The following is a 20,428-nucleotide window of genomic DNA, read 5'->3' on the forward strand; positions in this document are numbered from 1 at the left end:
ATCAACGCTTTATACTTGAAATACCTTGGCAGGGGCAAATCATTGCTCAAAACACAGTGGGAAAACACCCCACTGTGTTTTTTTATACTGACTTTCTTGACGGTAGCTTTCAACCAGACAGGCGTTCTTAGCTTAGTTCAACCACTTAGCATGTAGTGCCCAGTGGAATTGGCCGCCTTTTCGTGAAAACACAAGGACATTGTCTACGTCCCTCTTCTTTACTCAACAAGACTCTCTTAACACGTACAAAAAAGCACTCCTCTTAAAGAAAGGAGTGCTAACTTTTACTTTTTCAATTCTTTGATCTGTTCTTTTCGCTTCAAATACGCCAGTTCTTTTTCCATTTTACGATAGCGGGCGAAAGCTTCTTCTGAAAGTTCACCGGCAGCAATGGCTGCTTTGACCGCGCATTTCGGTTCTGTTTCATGACGACAGTCTCTGAAAAAACAACCTTCAGCATACTGGCTGATCGCTTCAAAGGATTGGTCGATCGAAGCTGAACGGACGGTACTGATGCCAACTTCCCGCATGCCAGGAGTATCAATGATCATTGCGCCAGAGGACAGAGTGAACAACTGGCGACTCGTCGTCGTGTGTCGTCCTCGACTATCCTCTCGTATGTCATTGGTTTTTTGAACGTCTTGCGCCATAAGCTGATTTAATAAGCTGGACTTTCCGACCCCAGATGAACCGATAAATGCGCTGATCTGTCCGTCAGAAAAATACGTTTCCATCAGCAATTCGTTTGGTTCAAAAATGGACGTAGCAAATGTTTTCACACCAAATGCATCGTTTAATGCTTGCAGCAGCTCTGCTTTTTTATCAGCAGTAACTTGATCGGCTTTGGTCAAGAGAATCACCGGATTAGCCCCACTGTCCCAAGCGATCGTTACAAAGCGCTCTAACCGAGCCAAATTGAATTCTTCATTGGCACTAGTTGCAATAAAAACTGTGTCGATGTTCGCCGCAATGCCTTGCTCGTCCGTGCGATTTCCAGCTACTTTTCGTTGTAAAAAACTTTTTCGTGGCAGCAAAGCATCAATCAAGAAATGATCTTGATCATACACCTGCCCTTGGACAAAATCACCAACAATAGGATAATCCTTTGGCGCTCGTGCCTGTTGACGAAATTTTCCTGAAACGGTTGCTAAACATTCTTCTCCTGTAGTCAGGCGGACTTTTGCGATATCCTTAGCCTGAAAAACCACGATTCCTTGTTTTTCCATGATTTCCCTCCAGTTAATTAGGAGGCCGCACTTAAAAAGAGAAACCTCCGAGTTGATGTTGCTTCATTTGATTTGTCATAGGACATTTCCCCTTTCTATGTTGTGCTCATCATGTGATGTCGCTTTATTATACCACTGGAACGGACAGTATGCTAAAGCAAATGACCCAAAAGGACATTTACTGAAACGAAGTAGATAAACAAGCCAGCAATATCTTTGATCGATGTGATGATCGGTGCCGAACCGGCTGCTTGGTCGATGTTTAGTTTAATCAGTACAAACGGGACTAAAAAGCCAAGTGCTGCGGCTAAGGTCATGGCAAAAACTAACGAAATACCAACAGCCACACCTAACATCGGGATTCCTTGCCAAAGTGATGCAGCAGCCCCAGAGATGACCCCTACGATCAAACCTAGACTTAAGCCTATCCAAACTTCTTTAAAGAAATGGCGAGTGAAGGTCGAAAGATCAATATGCCCTAATGACATCCCGCGAACAAAAACAGTTGAGGACTGTGTACCAACGTTTCCACCCATATCCATGATCAAAGGGATAAAAATCGCAACGGCTGCCACCGATTCCAATGTTTGTTCAAATTCATCAATGACTACCCCAGCTAAAAGACCGGCAACCAAAGTGATCACTAGGAACGGCAATCGGACTTTCCAAATTTGCCAAAGGGTGCCGTTGATCAGAACGTTACTACGGTCTGCTTCATTAGAAGCAACATCGACTAAACCAGCGGCATTAAACATGTCTTCTGTCGTTTCTTGCTCGATGACATCGATGGCGTCATCGACAGTGATGATCCCAACGATTCGCGATTCCTTGTCTACGACTGGTAGCGCAATGATATCTAGTTCATTTAGCAAACGTGCCGCTTCTTCCTGGTCCGTGTCCGTGGTAACATAAATAACTTTTTGGGACATGATTTCACTGATGAGTTGATCCCCTTGCGCCATTAAGAGATCTTTCAGCGACAAAACACCTTCTAATGTTTTCGTTTGATCAGTAACATAAAGCGTATAAATCGTTTCTTTTTCTTTGGCTTGCATTCGCACTTTTTCTAACGCTTGATTGACCGTCATATTTTTTTTCAATGTGATGAATTCCGGTGTCATCAAACGTCCAGCAGTCTCAGCCTCATACCCTAATAAGAGGTTTGTTGCAGCACGTTCATCCGGTGCCATTGATTGTAAAAGTTTTTGTGTTACGGTCGCTGGCAACTCATCCAAGAGTCTTACTCGGACATCTGGTGCCATTTCGTTCACAAACTCGGTTGCCCGTTCATCGGTGAAAGAGCGTAATAAGTGTTGTTGTGTAGCTGGTGTCAAATCTTCAAACAGGATAAGTGCTTTATCTTTCGGTAATAGTCGGAAAACGATCACTTTTTCATCCGCGGATAAATTGCTGAACAATTGTAACAGCGGCAGCTCTTCCATTCCTGATACGAGTTCTTTTAATTTTTCAGAGTCTTTCTGATTTAAATAATGTAAGATGGTTTCTTGCTGGTTCATGGGATACACTCCTTCTCCTGTAATTTTGCTCAAAGAAAGAAAGGAAATCGTTCAGAAAATTGTCCAGATTTCTTTCGTTTGAAGGTTGCGTGCTATACAGCTGAAATTTCGTTCCGCAGCTGGAGATGCCTGTTATTAAAACAAGCATCAAAGGGAAATAGCAACAACTTTATTCATTATATCACATAGTTTTTTTAAAACATGAAAAATTTGACTTGCAAATAAAAAAAACCATTCAGGCATGTTCCCTTGGTAAAGAAAGTGGGTTAAGAACATTTGAGATCAAAAAGCAAAAGAAACCTGAAAGTTCTGTAAAACGCTCCATGCAAATGGTATGATGAATGGGTTGCAGTTTTTTTACTCCCCGTTTATGCTAACTATACATCAATGAAAAGAGAGGCAAAAAAAGATGGCAAAGAAAAAAACATTTATCGGATCGGTCACTGCGCTTCTCGCACTCGCAGCAGTCGGATTTAGTTTCCTACACAGTAATGATCTATTCCCAAATCACAAAACACCATCATCAGAAGTGGCAGTCACTTCTGCTAAGGATATTCGTGCAGATGAGCTGGCACAGTTAACTTACCAAGGCACCCAAACGATTGAAGTCAATCAGAACATTCCTGAGTTTTCAGAAGATGATCTTTCCCTTGAAAATGGCGCCTGGGAAGCATACGGCGACCTCGATCACCTCAATCGTGCGACCTCTGCTGAAGCAATGTTGAATCAATCCTTGATGCCCACGGAAAAGCGTGGCGATATTTCCAGTGTGAAACCGACAGGTTGGCGTAATAAACAGCTCCCCAATGGGAAATATTTATATAATCGAACCCACTTGATTGGCTTTGCTTTAGCTGGCGAAAATGCAAACTGGAAGAATCTGATCACAGGGACAAGTCAGTTGAACAATCCCGAGATGTTGCGCTTAGAAATGGATATCAACTATTATCTCAAGCAAGATAAAAATCATTATGTCCGATATTCCGTCACCCCGATCTATCGCGATGACGAGCTAGTTGCCCGTGGGGTACAGATGCAAGCCAAATCTATTGGCGAGGATACGATCCAATTCAACTATTATATCTTCAACATCCAAGATGGTGTCACAATCAACTATGCGGATGGTAGCAGCGAGATTTCCAACGAAGATATGACGCAGCCGGAGAATGCTACAAGTAGTGAAAACAACACGACAACAGCCACTTCTCAAAGCAGTGAAACAGAGGAAAAACAGAAAGAATATGTCGATCAACAAGGAAACGGTTTGATCAAAGGATCAAGAAGCGGCATCTATCATTTGCCCGGATCTAAATACTACGAGGATACTACCAACCCGAAAGAATGGTTCAAAACCATCGCTGAAGCGGAAGCTGCCGGCTACCGTGCACCAAAATAAAAAAGCCTTAGGCTTTTTTATTTTGGTTTTATTTATTCTTCGTTGGCTTGTGCTTGTCGCAACACTTTGACATAGGCCTTCCCTTCGTCTGTAAAACGAACCGAACGTGACTTAAAGCGATAAGCTCGGTAAATCAGGCCTCTTTTTTCAAGACGCAATAAATGACGATAAACCAAAGAAGTTGTTTTTATCTCTTCATTGGCACAGATTTCTCGTATGGTAGGTGCGCAACCTTGAGCTTGCATATATTCGTCAATAAAAAGTAAGATTCGATCTTTTCTCGGCATAATTCCTCCTTTCCGCAAAACAGTCTTCACTGCTGCAAATTCGTAAAAACCGATAAGCTACTGCCTCGTCAGCTTTTTGTCCAATTAATACACTGAAAATCTATTGTTCCTCTCTCTTTTCCCATTCTTCCAACGAGTTAAAGTTCCTTTTAAACGCTGGAATTTTCCCCTTAACGAGAAAAACATCGGCAAGCAGCGCCCTTTGTTATTGATTTTATCAAATTTAACAGCAAAAAATAGTAAATTTGAAAATTATTTTCCTTTTTATTGACATAAAAATAAATAAAGGTATTATTTTTTCTTGGAATTTGTTATTCTAAATTTAAGTAAAGGAGGATTTTATGTTAGGGATCGGCTTATTTTTTGTAGGAATTACTTTGATAATCAACGGCTGGGGAAGTTTACTTCACATTGACTATCGTTCACTTGCTTTAATTAATCTTTTTACAGGTTCGTTATCTTTCATTATCAATCTAATCTATATGCTTCAAGGCGCTTATTATGAAGCAGGCACTGGCTTTCTCTTTGCCTTCACGTATTTATTGGTAGGGATCATTTACCTTTTTGATTTAGATCTACGTATTTATGGGATTTTTGCGCTATTCGTAGCCATCAATACCTTGCCTTTTGCCTGGGTTTCTTGGCGATGGGAGCAAGATCCCCTTTTTGCACTGATTTGGTTAACATGGGGAGCGTTATGGTTTTGCGGCTTTTTGGATACGATCGTGAAGGTAAACTTTGGTCGTAAGATTCATTATTTTGCGATCGCTTGCGGTATCTTCACTACGTGGGTCCCAGGTTTGCTGATGCTATTAGATCTCTATTAAAAAAAGAGTGATTATCTCAATGATAATCACTATTGTTTATTTCTAAAAAGTGTTCAATCTCCTGCATCGCTTTCTGAGGACCATTTGTCGGGAAATGCTTCTTTAGCTGGCAGGCTTGTTGTCGGATTTTCGGTAAACAAACCTCAGTCAGGGCAACTTCTAGCTTTTTCACAGTTACTGGTTTTGTTAGTGCAATTGCATTGCCATACGCCATGCAGTACTGAATATTGCAGCTTTGCTCATAGTGCATCCCGATTCCGATAAACGGCTTCCCAGAGGCACAAGCTGTTTGAACAGTCCCTTCCCCACCATGGATAAAAGAAAAATCGATATGCTCATGCAATAGATGACTTGGCAGATATTCGGTCAGGAACAAATTCTTTGAGACGTTGTGTTTCCCCTTGAGTAGATGAGTAACCGGAGCAATGATCGCTAGTTCCGAACGGTTTTGTAAGAAAGCTAAGATTTTTCGCACCATGCGCGGATTCCCCGAACTGCCCATTGCAAAATAAACGATTCGTTTTCTTTCCCGCCGCTTTTGTTCAATAAAAGTCAACACTTCTTCTGGCAAGGACGCCCCCATCTTGGCAAAAATCGGCCCCACGATTCGATAATTATCTGGCAGCAGCTCTTTTGTTATAAAGCGTTCAGGAGTGGTGATGAGATTTAAATCAGCGTCCATCATTCGTAAGCTCGTTTCAGGCATAGAAAGTTTTTCTGTTTGGGCAGCGTGTTTGAATGCTCGGGGCATCCAGCGGGATTTTACCAATTGTTTTCTTGTCCAATACCAAAGTGGTTTCCTTAACGGTCCGAAGAAACGCAAACTAGAAGGGATAAACGCGCTATCTGATCGAAAAAAGGGATCACTCATCGCATAGGGTTTTACGTAGACTAAGGGAATCTGTTTGCTGCGAGCAGATAGAAAGATCGTGACATTCGATCCAGTTACAATCACCTGAGGAGCAAGCTTGTCGACCAGTTTTTTTTCGCTCAGGATACGCGCAGCAACCATCTCTTTGGTGAAGGGATTTTTGAATGAGCGCAGTTGATCTAATTTTATGATCTGTTCCTCTTGTTTTTCTGTCAGAGTCGGCGTCAATAAATGGTACGTAAAACCACTTTCAATGATAAGTGAAGCAAAGGTCTTTGAAAAACCAAAGAACTCACAGTGGTGATTTCCTTGCATTTGTTTAGCGACTTCGATCATCCGTGTCGTTTCAGCCAAGTTGAATACCGCAGGTGCAAAAAGAATCATTGGCATGCAATCCTCCTCATGTATCGAGTCCATCCACTCGTTTCTTTCAAGTATACTAAAAGAGCGCATACTTAGGAGAAGTTTTTTGCAGACTTTCTCGTTCATCTTTTTACATTGTTTAACTAAAAATTTGCTATAATAAAGAAAACCTTTCAAGGAGTAAACCAATGCGAAAAAAAATATCTTCCTTGCGGCTTAGTATATTCTCACGCGGGCTCATTCTCTTTGCTTTCTTTTTCTTGATTCAACAATTGAGGGAAATGGTTGTTTCTGACTTTGCACTTTTTCCTTCTCTGGCATTCATCCAAATTCTCTTGATGATCCTTTCAACCTTTCTCATTAGCAAGTTTGTTAAAAAACGCTCGTGGCGGCAAGTGCTTTTTGGCAGCTACCTATTCATCATCGGCTCGCTGTTTTCTTTCCGGCTAGCAAATAATCCATTGGAGCTGCAAGCAGCCACTCTTTATATGATAGGCGCTTTTTTTGGTGGCATTCTTTGGGAGTATTTGGCACAGCGCTTAGCAACAGATCTTATGGCCAAAGAACATGAACCTCGTTAACAGAGGTTTTTTTCTTTTTCTGATAGAAAAGACAAAAATTCTTCGTATATAGTGTGAAGGGGTGAAAAAGGTGCAGGATGAAGAAATCATTAAACGAATCAAAAAGAAAGACTATGCCGGCTTAGAAGAACTGTTAGCTGTTTATGGTGATAGCATGCTGAGGACGATTCATAGTGTCCTCTCCCAACCGCATGAAGTGAGCGAGCGCCAAGATGTAGCGAACGAAGTTTTTTACGAGGTTTGGCAAAAGATAGCTGCGTATCAACCTGACAGAAGCCGCTTGATTACTTGGCTGCTTTTGATCAGTCGTAGTCGTGCGATTGACCACAAGCGAAAGTTGAACAAGCGCTCATTGGAAGAAAAACCTGTTGATGAGCAGGAACTAGCTATTGAAGAATCACCTTTAACAAAGGAAAACTTTTTGGGCTTTATTGAAGACCTTGAAGCCCTTGATCAAAGGATCTTTCTGCTCTACTATTTTTATCAGGAATCACCCGAAACCATCGCAGAGCAGACGGACTTAAATGTCTCAGCAATCTACAATCGTCTTTCCCGTGGCCGCAAACGCTTAAAAGAAAGGATGACTATCGATGGATTTTAAACAGTTAGTCTTAAATGAAAATAAATCACTGATAAAAGTAACTGAACAAGAAAAAGCAACAACCTTCGAGCTGTCCAAACAATATGTTTTCTTGCAAGATCTATTAGAGGAGCTTCGGACGCTTTTAGCAAAAGACGAAACGATTCTTGGCTATCTGCCTTTGACGCCAGATGGAAACCTCGCCTTCGCCAACCAAGGGCTTGGCGCCTATGCGTATGCAACAACTGAGAAAGCAAAAGCATACCGTGACATCTTTCATGATACCCGCGGCAATCGTTTGTTGGTTTTCACAGAAACCCGAATGCTTTTTCTGGTCATCATCGACTATTTAGAAAGTAACACCTATTTCAGTTACCCCTATGAGAACATCAAGGCGTTCACCATCAAGCCAAGAAAGCTGATGAAGCACGAATCACCAGAGGATAAAGAACAATTCCATTGGGGCTATTTCGACTTTCAAGCGGGGACGCACATTTTCTCAGAAGTGCTGACGAAAAAAGACTACGAATTATTTACGTCCTATCATGAATCGATCCCTGCACTCAAGAAAATTCCAATTCAAAACAAAATTTACAGAGCAGCCAAATATCAGTATTTCTTGAGTAATTGGCATTTCAGTTTTCGCTTGATGACCATTTTCAACCTGCTCTTCCTGCTGCTGTTTGTATTACTGATTCTCGGATTTTTCTTACACTTTGGTCCACTGAAAGGATTTTATTATAAGGATCTATTGGATATAGGTATGATCATTTCCCTTTTGTATAGTAAGAATATCTTGCCATAAAAAAAGACTGCCGTTCCTTCCTAATCATTTCTTTGATATCAATTGAATAAAGCACCAGATTTTCTACGGAAGAGCACCTCTTGCAGGATTCAAGTGAAAACGAATGCTGCAACAGGTGCTTTCTTGTCTCGGACTATTGGGACATTCCTAACCGCCCGTTTTTTCATTTCCTTTTGAAATTCTCAGATTTCTTGTGAACTTTTCAGAAGACTCCACTCATAATTTCATACATGCCTAATGAGATTATTTTTTCATTCACGCTTGCTTTTTAGGAAGAAACGTTATGATGATTTTACTTGCTAGGAGGTGTGAAAAATCGAACTTATCGGACATTTGGTCTTTTGGATCCCGTTTTGTCTTTTTCTAGTGATTGGATCGTTTTTCATACAATGGCGGAAACGTTTCGTTTCAACCCTTATTGCAGCGATCCCGTTTCTCTTTTTTATGGTAAAAATATTCAATTATCGGCACTATGAGCCAGATTCTATTTTCATCATCTATTTGGTCGGACTCTTCTTGTCATCGATCTTACTGATTGTTGCTGTCCGTCGGCTTTCAAAAAAAGCCTAAACCTAGGGTTACTAGAAAACAAAGACATTGCTTAAATGAAACCCAGCCTAACTTTAAGGTTCATTTAAGGTTCACGGACTATAGTCAATACGGACATAATAATTTAGAGCCTGTGCTAGCGGAAACTAGCGCAGGCTTGTTTGTTTATTTATAGAAAATAGGACAAATCGCTAGCAGGTGTGGGGTAGGCAAAAATCATTTGTGCCAGTGCTTCTTTCGATAGCTGATTTTCCAACACAAAAACGAAGTGGTTGATCAACTCATCCGCCAATGCAGAAAAAATCGTGACAGCAACGATGGTATCAGATGTGTCATAAACCAATTTGATTTTTGCCTCTTGATCATTGATTCGTCGATAGGTGTACCAAGAAGAAAGATCCATCACCTCGCTATGATATTCTGAGGCATGATCGGCAATCTCTTGCTCACTGATCCCGATTCTTGCCAGTTTTTCCGCACCAAAAACTAGTGTAGGGATCAGCGGATAGCGGATGGGCGTTTTCTGGTCATCTATATGCTCGACAAGATAGGCGGCTTCAAAGCTAGCAACAGGCGTCAGTTTTGGCTGCTTTTTCGCTAGCACATCTCCGATTGCGTAGATGTGTGTTTGACTAGTCTGCAAAAACTCATTTACTACGATCCCTTGTTTTGACGTTTCTACCCCTGCCTTTTCCAGTTGCAGCTGATCGCTATTGGGTCTGCGTCCCGTGGCACCAATCACTGCTTCTACTGTGAGAGACACTGCTTGTGTCTGAATCGTATAGTGGTTTTGTTCTTTCGTGATTCGCTGTGTATTCTGATTAAAGTGAAACGAAACGCCTTGGTCCTGCATTGAGCGAACCATTTCTGTGGTTAATTCTGCATCAAATCCTTTTAGCGGCTGGTCATTATGATGGATCACATGAACTTCAGCACCTGCTGCTTGAGCGATCATTGCCAATTCGAAGGTAATATATCCAGCACCTATGAAAGCAATCGTTGCTGGCATCTTTTCAAAGGAAAGAAAATCAGTACTGCTTTGTAGATGCTCCTTGCCGACGATTGGTAGTACGGCTGGACGCTGTCCTGTCGCAATGATTATTTTTTCTGCTTGAATCTCTTCTGCACCCACGACGACCGTATGGGCATCACGAAAAGTGGCTTGTCCGTAGTAAGTAGTGATCCCTTCTGCCAGTAACCCTTGTTTGGTTGACTCCGGCACACGATCAGTATACGAGCGCTTAAACGCCATCAGTGCCGGCCAATCAATGGCTACCTGCCCTTGAACGCCATTGCCTTGCATACGTTTCGCCTCTGTTTTGACTTCTACGCCTCGCATCAGTAGTTTTTTCGGATCGCACCCGCGATTGGGGCACGTGCCACCCCATAAATCAGCTTCGACGATCGCCACTGTCTTTCCTTTGGCTTTTAACCCGTAGGCAGCAGCCGTACCAGCTGGACCCGCTCCGATAATCAGTACATCCACCTTTTTCATCTGTCTCCTCCTTCTCTTAAAAAAATCCTGCTCTTTCTCTTCCCTTCAAGTATAGCGAATCACGGTCAGCCCACAAAACAATTCGCCTTTAACGGCTCCTGCGAATGATCACAATCATCCCTTAAAATTGCGTTTGATATGGTATACTTTTCTTGTCAGTTTAACGACAAAGGAGAATGAATGACTGTGAGTTTTAAGCGTTTTTTTCAGCTCTTTCTTTTTTATTTCCTCTCGATTCTGGTGGCCTATGGCCTGATTGCGTTCTAGCAGTAGATAACTTTTGGCTGGTCGTCTGTTTGATGACAATTGTCGGCTATCTCACCTTGGGTATCCCACTAACCTTATTGAGTTTAAAGAAGAAAAAATAAGACAACACACAAAGACACCAGCAACTTCTCTAAGAAGCTGGTGTCTTTCCACATTGATGCGATTATCCTAATACGATCTGGGCATCTGCCAATGCTTTTTCCACTACTTCCATCACCAGCTTGCTATGGGCAAGGCGTTCCTTGACAAAGGCATGATCATTTTCGTGAATGGCTTGTGCAAAACGGGCAAATTCTTCAAACATACGATGTCCGTGAACGCTTTGATCCTGATAGCTTTTTGCCCCATTGACCGGTTCAACGTCATAGCTGGCAAGCACATTCGTCGGCCCGTTGACGATGATCGATCCTTTCGTCCCTTGGATCGTTGAGCGAATCGTCGCTGTCGAATCTTTGGCGCCAATACAAACGACTTTTGTTTGTTCATAGTCTAAAAACAGCATGCCAGAAGTATCGATCCCCTCTTCGACATTAGCAAAATAGCGGACACTTTTAGGTTTTCCTAAAAGCCCGACCACAAAATGAATATTATAGATATTGATATCCATCAATGCCCCACCACCCATTTTTGGGTTAAATGCAGGTAAAACGGTTCCCTCTTTGAATGAATCATAACGAGAAGAATATTGCGAATAGTTGCATTCAATCACTTTCAGCTCTCCCAATGTTTCAAGCTGCGCTTTTATTCCTTGGTAGTTGGCTAAGTACTGATTCGTGATGGCTTCCATCAAAAGCACCCCATGGGCAGCAGCCAATTCTGTTAATTCTACTAATTCTCGTGTCTGCAACGTAAATGGCTTTTCACAAATGACGTGTTTGCCAGCGAGGATCGCTTCTTTGGCAAAGGAAAAATGCAAATGATTGGGCAATGCGACATACACGGTGTCAACGAAGGGATCCGCCAAACATGCCCCTAACTCTGTATAGACGGTTTGAATCCCGTATTGCTGTTTTAAGTGATTCATTTTCTCTAAATCATTTTCTGTCCCAAAAATAGCGGACAGTTCAAGCTGCGGGACATCCCCTGCCACCGTCAAAAAATCATGGACGATCATGCCTGCCCCTAAAATCGCTAAGTTCATCTTGCTTCCCCTTTTCTATCTTCTTAGATCATTTGTTTCAATACCTCGGTGATCACTTTATGATCCTCTAAATGGGCCAAACCTGACACACAGATAGCACCAGTGACTTCTCTATCTTCGATAATTGGAAAACCACCACCACAAACTGCATAATGTTCGTCTTGTGCCCATTTAGCAAATTGTATATCTCTATCTTTTTGCGCATAGACGTATAGTGAACTATGCCCGCTTTCTAGTACCGTTCGTTCTTTTCTTTCAAGCCAAGGGCTTTCTTTTCGCCCTGCCATTAAAAATCGAATGATCGGCAAGCCATGATGAACAACTTTGATCCCTACAGGCTTCGGGTAGTTCCTTTTAACGTACTGATCAATGGCAATTACCAATCGCAATGCGAGGTCATTGTCAAAATGAGCAAACTGCAGCTGCTGTTCTTCTTGCAGGATTTCTGAAGATTCGATTCGTATCTACTCCTTTACGATGAGTCAGTTGATGCCTTCAGGCGCTTTGTTTGTCAAAAGCCTCGTAATCACTCTGCCTTATGACTCAGTGATCATTTGATTGATGCCTGTTTCTAGCATTTCGATTTGTAAAATCGTTTCTTCGTCTTTCACGATTTTCTCTTTGCCATTGATGATCGTTTCATAGACGCCCTCGTACACACGGCTATAATCACCAATTTCAGAGATGACTTTTTCTTCATGGTAGTCACCGTTAGCATCCATATAAGTTAGTGTGCCATAGTGTTCCGGTAAATCGATCCCAAAATCGGCATGATCCGGGAGATAAAACTGTTTTAGATGCTCTTCTTGTCGATCCTTCGTTTGTTTAACAAAAACGCCGTTTTCACCATAAACGACGAAACTAGGCCGTTCTTTTAATCGGAAGTAACTAGATTTGACTGAGACTTTCATTCGACCATAAAACAGATCCAAATCGAAGTAATCATTCATGCGATTTTTTCCAAGCAATTGCCGAACCTCATAATGGACATCGTCTGGTTGCCCAAAATAGGAGATCACTTGATCCAGTGTATGACAAGCGTGTCCATACAAGTAGCTAGTATTCAGTGAAAATTCGGTCACTGACCGTGGAATCTCTGGGCGAAAATAATCATAATGCATCTCTACTTCTAAGAGATCTCCGAGCACGCCGCTTTCGATCACTTTTTGCGTGGTCAAAAAATCAGAATCAAAGCGTCGATTTTGATAGCATTGCACAAACAAGCCTTTTTCCTGCGCCAGTGCGAACAATTCCTTTGCTTGTGCCGAGGTTTCCGTAAAAGGTTTTTCGATCAAGACATTTTTCCCATGGAGCAAGACATCCTTGCCTAATTTATAATGCAAATGACTAGGGGTCGTGACCACAACTAATTGAATTTCAGGATCACGGTAAATATCCTCTAAGTCAGAGGTGTAATGAACGTCTTCCAGTGTTGGCCAGGTCAGCTTTCCGCTTGGAGAATAGATCGTCTTTACTTTGATCTTATCCTGTAGCTTGGTTGAAAAAGGCAGATGGTAGCGATTGGTGCTTTTTCCGTTTCCGAGATATGCGATAGTTAACATTGTAACGCCTCCTATGAATTGATAGCTTGATTATTGATGAAATCCTTCGAAATGGGAAGTCTTTTGCCAAAAACAGGTTCTTTTGACCAGACTTTTTCGCAAACTGCTGAGTGGTTCTGAACATTTTTACCAAATTGCCAAAAAGGCACAGTTTTTGCTTTTGGTTTTCTTTGTCCTAGGCTATGATTAGAAAGAGGTGGTTTGATGTTATTAGGAGATAAATTACGGCTTCAAGAAGGATTGACCAATACGGAGAAACGGATTGCCGATTATATTTTGCAAAATATCAATGATGTGCCTTCGTTGACGATTGAAGTCATCGCTAAGCATACATACACATCCCACTCTTCCGTCATTCGTCTAGCCAAAAAGATGGGGTATGAAGGATTTAAAAGTTTTCGCTTAGGTCTGGCTGAAATTGCCCATAATCAGATGTTCAACCCAACCTTTGTTGACGCGAATTTTCCCTTTTCGCCCAAGGATCAAACACCTGATATTATGAAAAAAATGGCCGATCTAACGATCAACTCGATCCACAAAACCCACGCTCAGGTCGCTCCAGAAACGATGGAAGCAGTGGTGCAATCGTTGGAAGCTGCGCAACGGATTTTCTTATTTGCTCGCGGCGATTCTCAGATCCGGGCAAGAAGTTTTCAAAATAAGTTGGTCAAAATCAATAAGTATCTGATCGTAGCTGATGAATATGGGGATGACGCGTGGAATGCATCGAACGTCACGCAAAATGATTGTGCCGTGTTTATTACCTATCGTGGGAAAAATACACAATACGAAAAAATCATGCAACACTTTCGTGATGTTGGGGTACCAGTGATCGTAATCTCTGGCAACGCCCATGCGAAAATCATCCCATTAGCGACCCATGCGATCATCGCTTCTCATGATGAACGTGATTTTCTCAAAGTCGGTACCTTTTCTTCACAGGTCGCCTTTGAGTATATTTTAGATTCACTGTTTGCATTGCTGTATGCCAAAGAATATCAAAAAAATATTGTCGAGTTAAGAAAAAAACAATCTGTTTTGGAATCAGGGATTCTCTCAGAATACCCGTCAACTGAAGAAAAGAGGGAAATGAAATGATCAATTGGGGAATTATTGGTGCCGGAAATATCGCCAATCGCTTTGCTGCAAGTCTAGAAAATTTTCAAGATGCCCAGCTTTATGGGGTTGCTTGTCGTACGATGGAAAAAGCGCAAGCGTTTCAAGCAAAATTTCCGTGTGATGCCGTCTTTGATAACTACCAAAACCTATTAGATGATCCAGCTATCGATATCGTTTATATTGCTTTGCCGCATTTGTATCACTATGAATGGATCATCAAAGCCTTTCAAGCAAAAAAAGCTGTTTTATGTGAAAAACCAGCAACCTTGACTGCACAAGAAATGCGCGATGTACAAAAACAAGCCCAAGCACACGAAGTCTTCTTTATGGAAGCCATGAAGCCACGCTTCACCCCAGCGTATCGCAAACTAAAAGAACTTGTGGATGGTGGTTATATCGGCGAGCTGACCAGTGTTACGACTACTTTTCGCCGCCATTTACCAGTCGAAGGCAGTTCTTATCATTATCTGCCAAAACAAGGTGGTGCTTTACTGGATATGGGGATCTATAACTTAGCCTTTATTCAAGATTTTTCACCAGAAAATTTAACTGCCGAATTGATCGGTTACAGCCTTTATGAAACTGGGGTTGATACCTACGTTGAAGCACGCTTTGTCAGTGAAGACTTTGTCGCAGTGATTGAGACTGGATTTGACCAAACAAAAGAGACGGTGGCGGAATTACAAGGAACAAAAGGGAAAATCACGATCCCCAACTTCCATCGCCCCGCTTCTTTTACCGTGACGATTGACCAAGAAGACACGGTCTATGATATTGGGTACGAGATCGATGATTTCCATTCAGAGATTCAAGCAGTTCACACCGCTCTTGCACAAGGACAACTCGAAAATTCCCTGATGTCCTTAACGGATAGTATTGCCTGTATCGCTTTAGCAGATGAACTAAGAAGCTTGCTAGATGCGGAAAAAAAAGACAATTAAGATCATGCCCCATCGTTTTTGAATAGAACTGACCAGTGGCTACCACTCGGTCAGTTTTTTGTATCAAAAATTGAGCGCTTTCTTTGACGGTATCGAAATGGTTATATTATATTTATTGAGTATATTTTTATACAAATAGAAAAAGAAAGGAAAACGCCCATGACACCAGAAATTATTACTTATCTTATTTGTTTATTGACCTTCGCTTATCTAGCTGTGACGATTTTTACTTTTGTAAAAAATCGCCGGACAGGTGACGGTTATCGCCTCCGAATTTTTTACGTGCTGGCAGCAGCCCTCGTCTTTTTGCTTTCCGTTTATGCAATCGCTACCGGTCAAACCTATGACGACTTGGTTACATCGATAAATGATCTTTTTCAATAAAACACCGTTGGCACGAAGCCCTGCGGATCTCTTCGTTTTTGAACCTCTGGTTGAGGGAAGGATCAAAACGGAAACGAGCCAATGAAAGACTGCTCTTCGATGGCTTTTTCATCAGGACCTTCTATACCGAATCAATGTCTTTCAACAAATGATGTCTGACTTTTTATGGAGGTGTGCATGCTCATTCAGCTTAAAGAAGCGAAGCTTTCCGATTTACTTTCTATCTACTTGATACAAAAAGCTGCCTTCAAATCTCTCTTTCTCCGTTATCAAGATGGAGAAACTTCTCCCTATTTACAAAGTTTTGAGAAGCTAAACGCAAAGTTTTCTGCGTCGAATACCACTTATTATTTAATCATGACCGCTCAGAAAACCGTGGGCTTCCTAAAACTGACGGTTGAGCAGGAGCATACGACGAAGCTATCTTCCATCGCCCTTCTTCCCTCCTACGAGAACCGCGGGATCGGTAGACAAGCAATGACCTTGATTGAAAGGAACGTACAAACAGATACGATACATTTGAATACGATCCTGCAAGAACACAAGCTGGTTCACTTTTATCATTCTTTGGGGTATTCCCAAACAGGCAGGTTTCAAAGCACCTCTTCAGCAATCTGCTTTGTCTCCTTTACGAAAAAAATTGCTGCGAAATAAAAAAGCCATCTCGCCTTTCATCGGCAGAGATGGTTTTTTCTATCAATTGCCATCCTTTACAGCAATCATTTTTATTGGTCCTGCAAGGTGTCATCGGTTTTTTTACGCAATCGCGGAATCTCTTTCACATTCATTAAATCTAAAAAGAAGGTGAACAATGGGATCCCGATGATCAAGCCCCACAAGCCAAAGAGATGTTCGCTAAGATACAGGAGAATAAACGTGTAAAACATCGGGATCTCTGTTTTATTGGCCATCAAGCGGGGATTTAAGATATAGGATTCCAACGCATGAACAAACACTATGATCAATAGAATGTAGATCACGTCATTAAATCCGCCGATAGAATACGCAATAAACGTCAATGGAATACACGAGATGATCACACCAGCAACAGGAATCAAGCTGAGAAAGAAAATCATCAACGCCAAACTCAACAGCTGCGGAAAGCCCATCACCGCTAAGGCGAAGACAGTGATTGCTGTATTAACTAAGGCGATCACCAACTGCGTCTCAATCACATTTCCGAAAGCACGCGTAAACTTAGCTCCTAAATAGTAAACATCTTCAAAGAACCACGCCCCTCGCCCTTGCAAAAATAGCCGAGAAAACGCAACGGTCTTTTTGTTATCGATCATAAAGAAGAAACTAAGCAGAAATGAGATCAGCACCGTCAATGCCAACTCACCGAAATTATACAGATAATTGATCACGACTAGAACGCCGCTTTGTAATTTCTGGATGTATTCGCTGGTCTGCAATAAATTCAAGACATATTCGATCAATTCATTATTGGAGTCTGTCCGTTGGTAGAAATCAGCAACGGAATTGACTAATTGGACGGATTGTTTGATGATGATTGGTACATAATTTGTTGCTACTAAATAAAGAATAAAAACAATCAAGCTGTAAGTCAGGATGCTCGTAAGCTTAATGGGCAGATGACTTTTTCGATGGAGCAAAAGAACCAGCCGATAAATCAGATACGTAAAGATAAAGGTCAGCAAAAGAATGGTCATCATACTGCGAAACAAAAAAAGAATGCCCGCAAGCATAAACAGGACCGTCCAGCGCCGCAACACAAGATTTTGAAGAAAAGCATTATAGTATTTCATCTGTAACTCCTTTATTCGTTGCAATGGAGCAACGAAGCATTTCAGTAGTGCCTAAGAATTATCTAATCATTAAACTATGCAAATAGCAAGAGATTTTATTTTTCTTAATCGAGCGAAAAAATGAAACAAAAAATCCTTAGAAGAATCGTTGGCTTTCTTCTAAGGAAAAGAGTTATTGGTAAACGGTCTTTCCTTCGTTTACGGGTAAAACCGAGTTGATGGACAATAAAAAGAAGCTGGCAGCCAACAGATCAGCACTGCCGCCTGGAGACACATTTTCTGACTGGCAGAAGGCTGCTAGTGCATGAAATGCTGGGTTCGGCAACGCTTGCTGATTGGCTTTTTGTGCGAGTTGCTGAACCAGTGCCAGTACCTCTTGATTGCTGCGGTATAAAATACACGTATCGTCCAGTGTAGCGATGATCGCCAACAGCATGTGGAGCCTTTTTTCAGTCTCATTGGAACAATCCCGAGAAAAATAATCCGCTAGAGCGATTTGAACATGGGGGAACCCAGCAGCAGCTTCCCCATACGCACCGAGATGTCCATATTTGGCTTGAACAGTTTTGCCATGACTTTCCGTTTGTTGAGTCAGCGCACGATCAGGAAATGCAGTGAGAAGCTGGATGTCAGAAAAGACTTCTGGCAAAAAAATCCGCTGTTTGCGACTAAGTTGGCTACTGACGGCGCTGATGAGCAAGCCTAATGCCCAAATGGCTCCTTTATGAGTGTTGATGCCACCAGTGGCTGCCAACATCGCCTGTTCTGCCTTCCGACCGATTGCAGCGATTGCTTCCCGCAACTCTTGAGACATGCTGCTTCCCCAAGACACCAAGGCCATTTCTTCAAAGTATGGCGTCAATGCTCGAGCTGATCGCAGAAAGAGTGCTTGATCCATATCGTGATGGGCACCTGAATCAATGGCATCCACTAACCCAGGTTTTGGGGACAATGTCACTTCTACAATCAAGGCTTCTTCTACCAATTGGGCGAGTCGTTGACAATTTTCTTCTACAGCAAATGCAAACATCCAACTCCTCCTCTATTTTTTGATTTGACCTTTGATCGTTACCCATAAAACATGCAAAACATAGCTTGTTAAAAAACCACAGCTGGCAGTTGCCAAATAAGCGACGATGATCATGATGCCCATTGGCAGTTGCAGCAACAAATCTTTGAAGCATAGCAACAAAACTTGAAAGACAAAAACATTGGCAAGATAGGTTCGATACGCATAAGTAGATAGCCACTTAAATGTCCCTAACTGAGGGGCATTGTTCTTGATCATAGTTGACCCAAACATAAAGACTGCAAAAATCAATACTAAGCTATATAAGCTTTGCAATGTATTTAAATACGGTGCATGAGCGAAACTTAGATCACCTGCATAATGTAGCAGATGATTGGCAGATAATAGCCCCAATGCTAAACCCACTGGCAAGAAAGCATAGCGAATCTTGTATAGGAAGCGATAGACGGTTTCGTGATAAATCAAAGCGGCTTCGCCATAGATCCCATAGATCACAAAGCTAAAGACAAACCGATCCAATAAATACCAGCTTTCATGATGCGGTCCTTCAAAAACTTGGCGATCATAAAACACATACCAAGCGACATACAAAGCAGTTGCGACGATCAATACTGGCCAAACAGTTTTTTTCTTCGTCAACACTTTGTAGCCTAACCAGACAAAAAACGGCATCAACAATTGGATCTGCAGCATCATGATCGTATACCACAAGTGTGGCGCCGCATCCCCCGTCACATATTTCAGTAAAAACGTTGCTGTATCAGTATAAGGTTTTCCTTGTTGGACAGCGGGAAAGAGCCATAAATAAGCCGTCGTCCAAAGCACATATGGCACGACAAGTTCAAAAAACTTTTCTTTCAAAAATTCTAGATAAGACAGATGTTGACTTGTCTTAACCATGTTATAAACAATAGCAAAAATAAACAGGGGTGCGGTAAATTTCACCAAGACATAAAAGGTACCGATGAATGCTGCAGTCTTTTCATCTTGGGTATTGGATAAGGCAAAAGTCAAAATCGTTTGCATCATTACTGCTGTCACGGCAAATACTTTTTGGAAATCACTGATGTTGATTTTTAAATCGTTGTTCTCAAACATGTTTTTCGCTCACTTTTCTAATAATTACCAAATCTCAGTGGTGAGTTTTGGCCCTTCGTCTGTTTTTACTAAGATTTTTTTTGATGGATGTTCCAAATACTCCTTTAAGGCAAACCCGCCTTGTTTTGTGATAACTTGAACATCGATCTGTTGAAAAAAGGCTGCCTGCTTTTCCAATAGTTCCAGTGGCAGCTTTTCTTTCGTGTCGGCATAAAGCAACAGATCTAAATCACTTGTCGGCTTGATTGCTGCCTGTTTTGCAGCCAATTCAAAACCCAAGCTGCCACCGATTCCCCAAGAATAGTGCTTCAATAAAAGCCGTGCTTGTTGATAGTTGCGGTAAACTGGATAATTGGCTACTTCATTGAATCGAAAGCTCTCACGAGTGATCAATTCCCAAGGATGGATCGTTCGTTTGATCATGTTGCAAGGTGCCTCAAAGGCAAACCGTTCTTGCCGCTTTTCCCCGCGCAACCCCACGGGTAAATAGCTGGGGTTACGGGGTTTCCCACGACGGACGGTCGCAAAAAGCTGTTCTTTTTCAGAAAACCATTTGGGAATATCAATCATATCAAGAACTTCTTTATCTAATTGAACGATATCGTGGGCACGGTTCATTC

Annotated in this window: 22 protein-coding genes; 10 read left to right on the forward strand and 12 right to left on the reverse strand. The window is 41.8% G+C overall.

From position 1 onward, the window contains the following. Nucleotides 1–284 precede the first annotated feature (284 nt). Nucleotides 285–1,226, reverse strand: coding sequence for a ribosome small subunit-dependent GTPase A (rsgA, locus tag IGJ42_RS08370; RefSeq protein ID WP_430616122.1), 942 nt, complete (start codon nucleotides 1,224–1,226; stop codon nucleotides 285–287). 152 nt (nucleotides 1,227–1,378) lie between these two features. Continuing rightward, the gene (mgtE, locus tag IGJ42_RS08375) at nucleotides 1,379–2,743 is read right to left on the reverse strand and encodes a magnesium transporter (RefSeq protein ID WP_016611788.1); all 1,365 of its coding nucleotides are present in this window, start codon (nucleotides 2,741–2,743) and stop codon (nucleotides 1,379–1,381) included. A gap of 409 nt (nucleotides 2,744–3,152) precedes the next feature. Between mgtE and IGJ42_RS08380 the strand changes: the two genes are divergently transcribed. After that, on the forward strand, nucleotides 3,153–4,139 hold the full coding sequence (locus tag IGJ42_RS08380; RefSeq protein ID WP_429947601.1) for a DNA/RNA non-specific endonuclease: 987 nt from the start codon (nucleotides 3,153–3,155) through the stop codon (nucleotides 4,137–4,139). A 32-nt stretch (nucleotides 4,140–4,171) separates the two neighbouring features. Here IGJ42_RS08380 and IGJ42_RS08385 read toward each other — a convergent pair whose 3' ends face one another. Further along, complete coding sequence (locus tag IGJ42_RS08385; RefSeq protein ID WP_016620130.1) at nucleotides 4,172–4,426, reverse strand: LexA family protein; 255 nt, start codon at nucleotides 4,424–4,426, stop codon at nucleotides 4,172–4,174. A gap of 341 nt (nucleotides 4,427–4,767) precedes the next feature. On the opposite strand from IGJ42_RS08385, the gene IGJ42_RS08390 reads away from it, so the two are divergent. Continuing rightward, complete coding sequence (locus IGJ42_RS08390) at nucleotides 4,768–5,253, forward strand: AmiS/UreI family transporter (RefSeq protein WP_429947602.1); 486 nt, start codon at nucleotides 4,768–4,770, stop codon at nucleotides 5,251–5,253. Nucleotides 5,254–5,269: 16 nt separating this feature from the next. Here IGJ42_RS08390 and IGJ42_RS08395 read toward each other — a convergent pair whose 3' ends face one another. Continuing rightward, nucleotides 5,270–6,514 (reverse strand): glycosyltransferase, encoded by a 1,245-nt coding sequence (locus IGJ42_RS08395; protein WP_144330307.1) that lies wholly within the window; start codon nucleotides 6,512–6,514, stop codon nucleotides 5,270–5,272. Between the two features lie 161 nt (nucleotides 6,515–6,675). On the opposite strand from IGJ42_RS08395, the gene IGJ42_RS08400 reads away from it, so the two are divergent. The 4 genes from IGJ42_RS08400 to IGJ42_RS08415 all read left to right on the forward strand — a co-directional run bounded on the left by IGJ42_RS08400 (nucleotide 6,676) and on the right by IGJ42_RS08415 (nucleotide 8,929). Next, nucleotides 6,676–7,068, forward strand: coding sequence for a hypothetical protein (locus IGJ42_RS08400; protein ID WP_008379958.1), 393 nt, complete (start codon nucleotides 6,676–6,678; stop codon nucleotides 7,066–7,068). A 61-nt stretch (nucleotides 7,069–7,129) separates the two neighbouring features. Continuing rightward, on the forward strand, nucleotides 7,130–7,669 hold the full coding sequence (locus IGJ42_RS08405; protein WP_051013026.1) for a sigma-70 family RNA polymerase sigma factor: 540 nt from the start codon (nucleotides 7,130–7,132) through the stop codon (nucleotides 7,667–7,669). After that, a complete protein-coding gene (locus IGJ42_RS08410) occupies nucleotides 7,659–8,453 on the forward strand; it encodes a hypothetical protein (RefSeq protein ID WP_005235915.1) in 795 nt (264 codons plus the stop codon). The genes IGJ42_RS08405 and IGJ42_RS08410 overlap by 11 nt, the downstream gene beginning before the upstream one ends. A 308-nt stretch (nucleotides 8,454–8,761) precedes the next feature. Then, nucleotides 8,762–8,929 carry a hypothetical protein gene (locus IGJ42_RS08415; protein ID WP_005235914.1) on the forward strand — a complete coding sequence of 56 codons (168 nt, stop codon included), beginning with the start codon at nucleotides 8,762–8,764 and terminating at the stop codon, nucleotides 8,927–8,929. 242 nt (nucleotides 8,930–9,171) lie between these two features. Here IGJ42_RS08415 and IGJ42_RS08420 read toward each other — a convergent pair whose 3' ends face one another. From IGJ42_RS08420 to IGJ42_RS08435, 4 genes are all read right to left on the reverse strand, one after another. After that, the gene (locus IGJ42_RS08420; RefSeq protein ID WP_430616125.1) at nucleotides 9,172–10,497 is read right to left on the reverse strand and encodes a dihydrolipoyl dehydrogenase family protein; all 1,326 of its coding nucleotides are present in this window, start codon (nucleotides 10,495–10,497) and stop codon (nucleotides 9,172–9,174) included. A gap of 430 nt (nucleotides 10,498–10,927) precedes the next feature. After that, on the reverse strand, nucleotides 10,928–11,905 hold the full coding sequence (locus IGJ42_RS08425; protein ID WP_430616126.1) for a Gfo/Idh/MocA family protein: 978 nt from the start codon (nucleotides 11,903–11,905) through the stop codon (nucleotides 10,928–10,930). Nucleotides 11,906–11,928: 23 nt separating this feature from the next. After that, entirely contained in the window at nucleotides 11,929–12,369 is a 441-nt protein-coding gene (locus tag IGJ42_RS08430) for a heme-binding protein (protein WP_308810356.1), read from the reverse strand. A gap of 72 nt (nucleotides 12,370–12,441) precedes the next feature. After that, entirely contained in the window at nucleotides 12,442–13,467 is a 1,026-nt protein-coding gene (locus IGJ42_RS08435) for a Gfo/Idh/MocA family oxidoreductase (protein ID WP_016620121.1), read from the reverse strand. Between the two features lie 204 nt (nucleotides 13,468–13,671). On the opposite strand from IGJ42_RS08435, the gene IGJ42_RS08440 reads away from it, so the two are divergent. The 4 genes from IGJ42_RS08440 to IGJ42_RS08455 all read left to right on the forward strand — a co-directional run bounded on the left by IGJ42_RS08440 (nucleotide 13,672) and on the right by IGJ42_RS08455 (nucleotide 16,565). Next, on the forward strand, nucleotides 13,672–14,565 hold the full coding sequence (locus tag IGJ42_RS08440; RefSeq protein ID WP_430616127.1) for a MurR/RpiR family transcriptional regulator: 894 nt from the start codon (nucleotides 13,672–13,674) through the stop codon (nucleotides 14,563–14,565). Further along, nucleotides 14,562–15,527 (forward strand): Gfo/Idh/MocA family protein, encoded by a 966-nt coding sequence (locus IGJ42_RS08445; RefSeq protein ID WP_086299428.1) that lies wholly within the window; start codon nucleotides 14,562–14,564, stop codon nucleotides 15,525–15,527. Before IGJ42_RS08440 ends, IGJ42_RS08445 begins: the two co-directional genes overlap by 4 nt. A 159-nt stretch (nucleotides 15,528–15,686) precedes the next feature. Continuing rightward, nucleotides 15,687–15,911 (forward strand): hypothetical protein, encoded by a 225-nt coding sequence (locus IGJ42_RS08450; protein WP_005235901.1) that lies wholly within the window; start codon nucleotides 15,687–15,689, stop codon nucleotides 15,909–15,911. 177 nt (nucleotides 15,912–16,088) lie between these two features. Then, complete coding sequence (locus IGJ42_RS08455; protein WP_430616128.1) at nucleotides 16,089–16,565, forward strand: GNAT family N-acetyltransferase; 477 nt, start codon at nucleotides 16,089–16,091, stop codon at nucleotides 16,563–16,565. Nucleotides 16,566–16,636: 71 nt separating this feature from the next. Here the strand turns inward: IGJ42_RS08455 and IGJ42_RS08460 are convergent, their stop codons facing one another. The 4 genes from IGJ42_RS08460 to IGJ42_RS08475 form a co-directional block, all read right to left on the reverse strand. Continuing rightward, the gene (locus IGJ42_RS08460) at nucleotides 16,637–17,680 is read right to left on the reverse strand and encodes an AI-2E family transporter (protein WP_008379977.1); all 1,044 of its coding nucleotides are present in this window, start codon (nucleotides 17,678–17,680) and stop codon (nucleotides 16,637–16,639) included. Between the two features lie 172 nt (nucleotides 17,681–17,852). Further along, nucleotides 17,853–18,710, reverse strand: a complete 858-nt coding sequence (locus IGJ42_RS08465; RefSeq protein ID WP_301389459.1) for a triphosphoribosyl-dephospho-CoA synthase — start codon at nucleotides 18,708–18,710, stop codon at nucleotides 17,853–17,855. A gap of 12 nt (nucleotides 18,711–18,722) precedes the next feature. After that, entirely contained in the window at nucleotides 18,723–19,808 is a 1,086-nt protein-coding gene (locus IGJ42_RS08470) for an acyltransferase family protein (RefSeq protein ID WP_086372982.1), read from the reverse strand. 24 nt (nucleotides 19,809–19,832) lie between these two features. Further along, a complete protein-coding gene (locus IGJ42_RS08475) occupies nucleotides 19,833–20,426 on the reverse strand; it encodes a malonate decarboxylase holo-ACP synthase (protein WP_005231351.1) in 594 nt (197 codons plus the stop codon). Between the last annotated feature and the right edge of the window lie 2 nt (nucleotides 20,427–20,428).

Source organism: Enterococcus sp. DIV1067f, from assembly GCF_050543505.1.
Taxonomy (GTDB): Bacteria; Bacillota; Bacilli; order Lactobacillales; family Enterococcaceae; genus Enterococcus_D; species Enterococcus_D entomosocium.